Source organism: Pseudomaricurvus alkylphenolicus (genome assembly GCF_011683955.1).
Classification (GTDB): Bacteria; Pseudomonadota; Gammaproteobacteria; order Pseudomonadales; family Cellvibrionaceae; genus Pseudomaricurvus; species Pseudomaricurvus alkylphenolicus.
In genome coordinates, this window is record NZ_JAAQPI010000023.1 from 33,476 (window position 1) to 43,320 (window position 9,845).

A 9,845-nucleotide genomic window follows, 5' to 3' on the forward strand; every position below is an offset into this window, starting at 1 on the left:
GAACCAAACTCCAAAAATCTTCAAAGAACCAGAGCCGCGTTTCATTGCGACCCTACTAACCCCTTCTGGCAGACGCCAAAAAAGGAAGCGGAATTCTATAGAGCTTGACAAGGGGAGTCAACCACTAATTCAAATCTATTTATAAACTGGTCAAGCCCAGAGCTCACGGGGCCTGGCGTAAGTGCGGATGGCGTCAAGAGTACAGGTTAGGCCAGAAAAGCGAAGACAGAATGGTCATTTCTGGCCGCGCCCCATATTGCTTCCTATATATAGGTTCGGCTTATAGAGACGAGGCAGTCTTCGGCAGGGAGGGCGGACAGACAACTACAGCCGGAGTGTGTAATTACTATCACTTTATTTCTCCTTATGGGGGGGTACTGCTTCTTCATGTCGCTCGGTATCGAGCTTCAGATTGACTCGCCGTCCGAGCGCGACCGCGAATGACTTCCAAATCCGGTAAATGAAAGGGAGTCACTGAGCAGAAAGTCCTGCTGAAGCATCCGGTTTCTCATGCGGTAGGCATAGCGCTCGGCCTTTCGCTGAGCCCTGGCATAGACCCAACCGGCAAACAATCTGCCGAAACGGGCGGTAAAGGCCATCTGCACGACCCGCTGCAGCCAACGCGGGGTGTACTGCGAGATAACATCATCCTCTATAGACACCATCGATTGAGCACTGCCAGGCTCTCCCTGTCTCCCACAGCGCCCAAACAGCTGCCAGTCTACTCGCTGGGACTCATGCAGTTCGGTTGCAATGACATGTAACCCTCCCTGGTGGGCCACGCCTTCACCCAGCAGGATATCGGTACCTCTACCCGCCATGTTTGTTGCGATAGTAACACGCCCCCGTTGCCCTGCCAGCTCAACGATACGCGCCTCTTCCTCATGGTGCAGCGCATTTAATACGTTGCATGGGATATCAATCTCTTCCAGTCGCTGCGCAAGAAATTCGCTCTCCACAATACTGCGCGTCCCCACTAACACCGGTCTCCCCGTACGCTGGTGCTGGCTGACAGAATCAACCACTTGATTCCACTTCTCCTCCTTACTGAAGAACAGACAAGCTGGCAGCACCTTGCGCTGTAAAGGCACTCTTGGGGGAATTTTGACAACCGGCAGCCGATAAACCCTCCATAGCTCCTGAGCGGTTCCCTGTAAGGTGCCACTCATTCCCGACAGGCGTTGATACTTTCTAAAAAAGCGTTGGAAGCTCAAACGTGCGTGGGTTTCGGCCGGATCAGAAAGCTCTACCTCCTCTTTTGCTTCAACAGCTTGATGAAGGCCGTAACTCCAGCTGCGACCAGGTTGTAAGCGGCCGGTTTTCTCATCGACAATGACAACCTCACCATCCACTACCGCATACTGCCGATTACGATGATAAAACTCCCTGGCGCTGATCGCCTGACGTACCAGCTCCTGACGACGCTGGCTCGATTGCCACAAAGGTGGAAGCAGATCGGTCAGAGCGTCAATTTGAGAGACACCGGCGTTCGTCAGGCTTGCAACTTTGTGACGATCATCGACCAAATAGTGAATATCCCGTTTTAACTCCGACACCAGGACTTTGGCCGCCAGTGCGGCATCCTTTAACAAACGATTTTTACCCGGAACAGAGATGATCAGAGGCGTCGTGGAATCGTCTACGAGCACACTATCGGCCTCATCCACGATAGCGGTATGCAGCCCTCGCATGGTAATGCGGCTTTCATCTGCGTCGCCCCCGGTTGATAGCTTGCGAATGAGCCGCCGATCCGGATCAGTGACGCCATCTAGGACCATTTGGTCACGCAGAAAATCGCCCAACAACTCCTTACTGGTGACGTACACCACATCCTTAGAGTAATTCTCGGCTCGCTGCTCTGCCTTCAGATCCAAGGTCACACAACCCACGGATACCCCGCAGCGATGGTACAGTGCCGCCATCAATTCGGCGTCCCTTTGAGCGAGATAGTCATTGGCTGTAATAATATGACAGGGTTCTCGCCGCCAACCCGCCATCACCCCTGCCAACGATGCCGTTAACGTCTTACCTTCGCCCGGCAGCATTTCAGCCACGTAGTTATGATGCAGAGCCAATGCACCAACCAGTTGCACCGGGTAAGGCCTTTTGCCCAGCGTTCGATCCGCAGCCTCGGCAATACAACCAAGCGCGTCCAACAACATTTCATCCGTAAGACCGTCGCTAACTCTATGCCTGTGGCGGTGAGCGCTGAGCCGAGCAGTGAGCTGCTCATCTGTCAGTGATCTGGCATCCTGTGATCGCTGTATGATTTCCTGCACCTGCTGCATCCATATCCTCACCGATGGTCTACTGCGCCGAACAAATCCGATGATGTCGTGAGCCAGCCCGTCCGCACCGGACGGGAGTGCTTCATCGTCACGCACTTTTGTTCTGCGATAGCTGGTGGCAAGACTGCTCATAGTCGATAACGCTTCTGTAACACCTGCTCAATCGCCATATACCACTTTTGGATCAGAGGCTTGGGGGGGAGAGAGATTTGTAGAATTCCAGAAGAGCCATGATATAGGGTCATACCTTCGATATCGTCCTGGAATTTTGCCGAGACCTCGAAGAAAGCTTCGGTTGTCGTCTTCCCGTCCTCAGTTGATACAACGGCGATATCCCCTCCACCGCTCCAACCTAAAACTGCAGAAGGCAGCACCCAGCGCTCATAGGGTATCACTTGAATTTCCGGGGCAGTAATCGGCTGATTGGTCCTCCCCCAAAGTCTCACTTCACCACTGAGATTGTCGAAGCCAAACAAATCAGACGCCTGCTCTTGCGACACTACCGCCGTAAAATTGTAGGCATCGGACGCTACAATGACACCCAGTTCCGCGCGGCGTTTAAACCACGTATTACGATGCCTCGACAATTCGGGCGCGATCCAAACGCCGGAAGAAGAGGCTCTGACGGTCAACTCTTCGCGTCGCTGCTCCAAACCGGCAAGCTTTTCTTTAAGCAAACTTAAACGTGCTCGGGCAGGCGCGATGTCAGCAATAATCCGGTTTCTCGCCTGGCTCACTAATGCTTGCGTTTCCAAAATTTGATAACGGGTAGTACGTATATCAAGATCAAGCTCAGTGTTGATAAATTCGATCAGTACATCACCCTTCTCTACACTCCGACCACTTTCAACACGGATGCGTTCCAAATAACCGGCTGTCGATGTATAGACGTTGGTGAAATGCTCAGATTCGATGATTCCTGGCGCCCTGATAGAGTGCGGAAAGGGAATCACTGTTAGCACCAAGAGCAACATCGATAGTGCAGAGAGTGTCAGAAACTGAGCCCAGGGGCGGTTTCTACCCAACTTGGTGCTGACAAAAAGATATCGAATGATGTCGATAATCGGCTTGATTATCCAAATTGAAATACTGATGATTGCCATCAGAATTCCAAGCAAGAACCATTGATCCGCGACAAATAACGTAATCGCCAGCACCACAAGCAGGCGGTAGACAGTACTCAACGCGCCGTAGCTGGCCAACCAGAAAGCTTCAACACGGGAATAGGCTGGAGGCACGAGATTGATGCTGCGAAACAGATATTTCTCGATCCAGTGGATCCATTGCTTCTGGGCTCGCTGGTAAAGGTTGGGAATTTCCAAGACATCAGAGAGGATGAAATACGCGTCGAAACGCAATAGCGGATTACCGTTAAACAACAGGCTGGAGATGGAACCAATCACCATCATATTAAAAGCCAGGCTATGTAAGGTGCCTTCACCGGTTTTCGCCCATACTAAAGCCGCCAACGCGGCAATGAACAGCTCCGTGATCATGCCCGCGGCACCAACCAGGGCTCGATGCCATCGATTACGAAATCCCCAGCTTGAGGAGGCATCCATATAAGGTAATGGGGTGAATATCAGCAACATCACTCCCATGGTATGGACTTCGCCACCAAAACGTTTGCACATAAGTGCGTGGCCAGCTTCGTGCACCAGCTTCAAGAACACCAGCGCCAGATACAGCCAAATCAGATTGCCCGGCGCCAACAGACCCTGGGTTTGCTCTGCAACAGACGAAAAATTCTCGGCTACGGCATTTGCACCGAGCAAGATCACCAATAACCAGACAATCGCTCCAAACACACTGAAAACCATTCTTATGAATGGTTCTATTTTTCGCAGTAGCGACTCGGGATTCCACAGCGGTATTCGAATAAACAGAAACGACAAGAGCTTGCCACGCAGCTCGCGCCGTTGTTGCTTCTGATACCGTTCAAAGATTCTCTGGCTGTCTGGGGCGTTCTTAAAGTAGAGTAAATTGGCCGCCTGAAGTTGGCTCAACAATTGAATAACTTCTTCCTGCCCGGGTGCGGTCGAAGGAAACAGTTCAAGGCAATGCTCCCAGACCTGTTCTACCGTTTTTTCCGGTGTCAGGCGCATCACGAAATTATAGGCCTCAGGCGTGATTCTGGAAAAACGATTGTTAAACGGGTCTTTTAAGACATACCACTGGCGCCCTCGAAAAAGCTGCTTGTGCACTTCAACTTTGGACGCCAAGCCCACATGAATGCCAGCAACCCGATGCCAGGATTCACTGAAAACGCTGCCGCTCATGCATTACCACCAGAAATACATGCGCAGAAAATCTGAAGTGCGGTGGGTCAGTATCCAGAAAATATTCCTCTCACCCACATCAATTTTGGCTAAGCCACTCATACCCGGACGCCACCAATCCTGAGTGCCGTCGACAAAAGTTGCCCTGACAATAAAGACATTTCCCTCCATTGACTCTACTTCCGCGACGGGTATCACTTGCTGAACCTGTATAGCAATGGTCTCTTCCGGGCGACTCAAAAGCGCTAATTCCCCCAGGTCTCCAACCTGTATTTCATCCACGTCCCTCTCGCTGAGACGCATTTTTATATACAAGTCGGATATTTGGACGATTTTGAAGATCAGATCTCCTTTGGTGACAGGTGCCCCCAGCAGTTCATCCTTATCCCCCTCTACGATAATTCCTTCGAACGGTGCTTTGATGGTCGCCTGATTTAAGTAGTAACGGACTCTCTCTAATGTGGATTGAGCTTGCTCGGAACGAGCCATTGCGATCCTCATGTCAGCCATGGCTCTTTTGGCACGTGCCTTTTCCGCCTCTCGTGAGTACCGATTGACATCGGCCCGAGCCTCTGACTCCTTGAGCAAAAGCTCTTCAGTATCCAGCACCACAAGGGGGTCACCCGCTGCAACCTGGTCACCCGAATGTGCACTGACTTTGTGAACATAACTGTCAAATGGTGCCGACAAATATGCTGTATTGTCAGTGTCCAGCGAGGCCGGCACTTCGACCCGATAGGTCCATGTGCCAAGCGCCACATAGAGTACAAGAAGCGCCGCCAGCAAGGCCGAAAACTTGGCCAGGGTATGCTCTACACCAAGCCAAACAGACAGTTTGTCACGCCCCCATCGGAGTAATTTCCGCCCAAACCACAAATCCTTCGATTCAAGGGCCGACAACCAGGGTTGTACCTGACTGGTCAGCAGTCGAAGTGCGCTCAATTCGCTGTTTGTAAACGGATGTTCCAAGCGCTCCAGGGTAACCACCCCCACAGGACCATCGTGATCGCGCAGAGGCAGGGAAACCAGTTGATAAGCCCCGCTGACTCTGGCGTAGGCCTCATGTGCCACCAGTATTGAATCGCCTTCACTGTCGTCCGGCCAGACCAACTCAGCGTCCTGATCGCCAGACTCTTCGAATATGGCCTCCAGACACTTGGCCGCGTCCGTCCCCCGCTCAAATCGCTCCAGATGGCTGATAGCCGCAAGCAGCATATACTCATCGTTTTTCCAGCCCAGGCTGACTTGGGAGCAACCGAATCTCGCAGCCAGCTCGTTTACCAATGCAATAGCCGCCGCCTTATAGCGATGATGTTGTTGGACAAGCGCCTGCACATCCAATACCGTGGCCAGTAACGAATGGGTATCAGAGTGCCCTGCAACCTCTGACCTGTCTCGATTATGTCGCTCGTACGCCGCGGGGATGTCAGCGACCAACTGAGTTCGCACAATGGTTTCGTTAAACTGTTGCGAGTTAGCTCGATCCACGACCAGAGCCAACGCCTGGCGCTGAGCCGTCTCATGGCTTTCCACCTGGGACACCAGCAGAGTGGGCTGAACCATCCCCTGAACGTTTAGACCCGCACGCTCATGAGCAAAGCCATTGACGTCGGCTCGCCCGGCCAGCCTGGAAATCTGGCTTAACAATGTCGACTCTAATTCGGTGCCACCCTCGGGCAGACCGAAAGTAGCTTTAGACATCAGCTGGCCGTTGTCTAAAACAACGATAGAAAGAGCGATGGGTGAATGACAGAGCTGCGCCACAAGAGACGTAAATCGCCCCCAAAATATCTGCTCTTCGCCGCTAAACCGCCTTAATGACCTGAGTTCAACCAGTACTGTACGTCCATCGACGGTTCGCTCTTGGGGCTGTGAGGCTGTCAGTGGCATAACCTTAAAGTCCGACTATCGATTACTGGAGCTTGTGGTAGGCTCATAGAACTCCCCCATCGCTGCATCCATGTCAGTTTCGTCAAGTCCAAATTCGATACTGGCTGGCATACCTGGCCATACATCTCTCTCCAGGTTTTCAAATCGCAGCTTAACTCGAACTAACCCACTTGCCTGATCCGCCACGGGTGAAACAAAGACAACTTTGCCTGATTTCTCAAGCGTCCTATCTCCTGCACTGACGAATACGGGTACGGCGTCCAGCTCCTGCAAATGCCTGACTTGACGCTCTTCAATATTAACCTCCAAAAAGCACGAGGAAGGATCCACCACCTTGATGACTACTTCACCAGACTGAGCCCACTCACCCACATCGAGCAGAACTTCCGTAACTATCCCGTCTATCGGGGAAACCAGGGTATGCCGCTCCAATTCAGCTTGAGCAGCGTCATATTCGAGCTTCTCTCGCTTCTTGGCTTGCTCCATCGCCCGGACCTCACCCGCTACTGTGTTGAACTGCATGTCCAGCCGCATCACTTCTTCATTACTCACAGAACCTGTGGACTTCTGCAGCTCTCTGGCAGATTTCAACAAGGATTCAACGATGTCCCGATTGTATTTACTTGACTCATAGCGAGCCTTGTCATTCAGGATCTGCTTTCTAAGCCGAGCTTCAAATGCTTGCAGCCGATCGTCCAGTCGTAGTAGTGGCTCCCCCTTTTTGACATGCTGCCCCTCTGAAACAAACAACTGATGTACGACCCCGTCAACCGATACGCTGAGATCCAGGTCTGATATCGGTTTGGTTACACCGTCAAACCGCCCTGACGCGACACTCACCTCTGACAGCAACACTGCCAGACCTATCAGCGTCAAATAAATTTTACTCATGGACTACCTATATCATTTAAGTACGGGTTGTAACTGTGTAACACGTATACGGGTGAATGAGTCAACGCTGGAGCAGTTTAATCTCATCGCGAGACAATTTAATGTTGTATCTCTCCATTAACCGACCTTCCGCCAGCTCCACTACCGCCTCCGCAAGTTTTAACTCCACGACGCTGGATACATAGTTGCGCTGATATTCGATCAGGTCCTCCTCCTGATCCAACACCTCACGAATAGAACTCTTGCCAGCGCGCAGGCGCTCCATCTCAATATTCAGCAGTTTTTGCCTGCTTTTGACTTCAACGGTCCTGATTTTCAGTTGTTCCGCCGCACTGCGCAGCCTCATAATTTTGGTACTGAGATCATTGGCCAGATTGCGCTGTACGGAGGCCACCTCCAGATTAGCTTGATGCTGGCGCAGTTTTGCCACGTTGTATTGGCTTTTGGCCTTCTTGTTCCCCAAAAGGGGACTGCTGAATTCCAGCCCCGCATACCAGGATTCATGGTCATCAGTTAGAGCACCATCGAAGGCATCATCGCGTATGCCGTCGAGACCCGCAGTATTGTAGCTCATGGTAAAATCCAGCTGTGGCAGGCTCTGGTTCTCTGCATAGACTGACTGGATTCGTTCTCTTTCCTGCTTTTGCTGGGCAATCTTCAGTGCCGGCCAATGCTCCAGAGCCCGTTTCAAACTTTCATCCAACACGGGCATCTCGACATTGGCCACCTCAGGGGACTCCACGGCATTGAAGTCGATATCAGGGTTGCTGAGGGTCGAAATGTTCAACAGGGTCAGGATACTGTTTTGCATCTCAGTGACATCAGCGGTCGCACCCATTAACTCGGATTGACGCAGTGAAACGCCAATTTCCGCTTCCATCAATTCCGTGCGAGCCGCTTTACCAAGCCTTACCCGTTCCTCCACGTCGTGTCGAATACGCTCAGCAACTTCCATGGAACGCTGCAGGCTGGCTTGAATGTTTTGAGCCCCGAACAAACCCCAGTAGGCCTTGATGGCTGTTCCGGCCACTTCCATGATTCTCTGACGATATTCCTGAAAGGCAATTTCCTGATCCGCCTCCGCAACATGAATTCTGGCCTTGGTGATATCGGATCCAAATCCTTTAAGAATGGGTTGGCGGAAAGTCAGTTTTAAACCGTAGACATACTCGGTGTCGTAGTTGTCTCTGGCATCAATGAGAATGCTCTCTCGTTCTGTACCATTAACTCCGAAGCTGACTTGCCCGCCTGTGCTCAGCAGGCCTTTGACGGAGGCGTCATAGGTCAGCGCTTCTTCTGTATAGTTTCCTCCAGACCCCACTCGATACAGAGATTCCTCAACCGTATTGGGAACATTGAGATCGTGCCAATTGACTGTCACTGACAGTTCCGGCTCGAAAATTCCGCGTTCAAATTCGGTTTTCTCTCCTGACACCTGCCAGTCCAATTGCTTGAAGACAGCGCCGGCGTTGCGCCGTATCGCCTCTTTGACCAGGCTCCCCTGGGTCAGGGAAAAGGATGCCCCATGCAAGTCTTCAGCTAGGGATAACGGAACCATCCCTGCACCAAGAAATGCAGCTACCGCCACAGTGAATACTCGTTTAGCCAACATCGGTTTGACAAACATAGGAGCAACCCTTTTTAACATCGTCAGTCGGTATTAATGCTCGGTAAATTGAGCCTCGCCGGAAGGTGCAATCCCAACCTGCTCTTCCTTAAACCGCAGTAAACGCTCAATTTGAGCCAGAGACGTCAGGTGGGCATAGACCGGGGCCAAGTACCTTTTAGCTCGCATGTCCAGCAGGACCTCATCCGACAGACTGTTCAAACGATCTTCATTAATAACGTAGCAGCCAGCAATATTCTTTACGGAGTTTTCTTCGCGCACGCGCATATTCAACGGGGTAAACATATTCTTTTCGGTAAAGAACTGACAGAAGGACTGCGTGAAGTGCTCCATTTGCTGCAACTCTCCCAGGTAAGTCTTAACCCGATCCATCGCTTCAGTCGGCTTACCATCTTCGGCGAAAAGCTCTTGTCCCTCTTCGTCGTTAATCAGGTCGCTGGTCTCATCAATGCAAATGGTGTAGCGATCTTCCTGGTCGGTCTTGGCAAGTGCAAAGGGATAGCGGCGAATGATGGCCGGAATATAGGAGGCCTTCCACTTGCCGTCGACAACGAACAGGTTTTCGTCTGGCTTAAGCCCCATTAACACGACGGGGCGAAATTGGTCTTTGCCCTTATCTTCGATAAAAACAATAGGATAGATAGCCGCAGCCCTGGAGAACTCATGAATCATGACTGAGGCAAGATTAAAATTTTTGGCAAAGTCGAAATTGGTAATCGGCTTTATTTTCTTGCCTTTGTGAGTCTCAGGGTTTGCTGGAACGATTTTTTCAAACATTTCTACTACTCCATTGATAGTGCTGTTCTATTTATCCACACACAGAATTCTGTTTAAGGCCCTGTCATTGACCTGACCAACGTAAACTCTCAC

Annotated in this window: 6 protein-coding genes; all 6 read right to left on the reverse strand. The window is 51.4% G+C overall.

The features are described from left to right. Positions 1-407: 407 nt before the first annotated feature. The 6 genes from HBA55_RS33250 to HBA55_RS33275 all read right to left on the reverse strand — a co-directional run bounded on the left by HBA55_RS33250 (position 408) and on the right by HBA55_RS33275 (position 9,752). Entirely contained in the window at positions 408-2,420 is a 2,013-nt protein-coding gene (locus tag HBA55_RS33250) for a preprotein translocase subunit SecA (RefSeq protein WP_167000056.1), read from the reverse strand. Further along, on the reverse strand, positions 2,417-4,567 hold the full coding sequence (locus HBA55_RS33255; protein WP_167000057.1) for a hypothetical protein: 2,151 nt from the start codon (positions 4,565-4,567) through the stop codon (positions 2,417-2,419). The genes HBA55_RS33250 and HBA55_RS33255 overlap by 4 nt, the downstream gene beginning before the upstream one ends. A gap of 3 nt (positions 4,568-4,570) precedes the next feature. Further along, the gene (locus HBA55_RS33260; RefSeq protein ID WP_167000058.1) at positions 4,571-6,457 is read right to left on the reverse strand and encodes an efflux RND transporter periplasmic adaptor subunit; all 1,887 of its coding nucleotides are present in this window, start codon (positions 6,455-6,457) and stop codon (positions 4,571-4,573) included. A gap of 15 nt (positions 6,458-6,472) precedes the next feature. Next, the gene (locus tag HBA55_RS33265; protein WP_167000059.1) at positions 6,473-7,348 is read right to left on the reverse strand and encodes an efflux RND transporter periplasmic adaptor subunit; all 876 of its coding nucleotides are present in this window, start codon (positions 7,346-7,348) and stop codon (positions 6,473-6,475) included. A 61-nt stretch (positions 7,349-7,409) separates the two neighbouring features. After that, positions 7,410-8,975, reverse strand: a complete 1,566-nt coding sequence (locus HBA55_RS33270) for a TolC family protein (protein WP_167000060.1) — start codon at positions 8,973-8,975, stop codon at positions 7,410-7,412. A 33-nt stretch (positions 8,976-9,008) separates the two neighbouring features. Next, positions 9,009-9,752, reverse strand: a complete 744-nt coding sequence (locus HBA55_RS33275) for a SapC family protein (protein WP_167000061.1) — start codon at positions 9,750-9,752, stop codon at positions 9,009-9,011. Between the last annotated feature and the right edge of the window lie 93 nt (positions 9,753-9,845).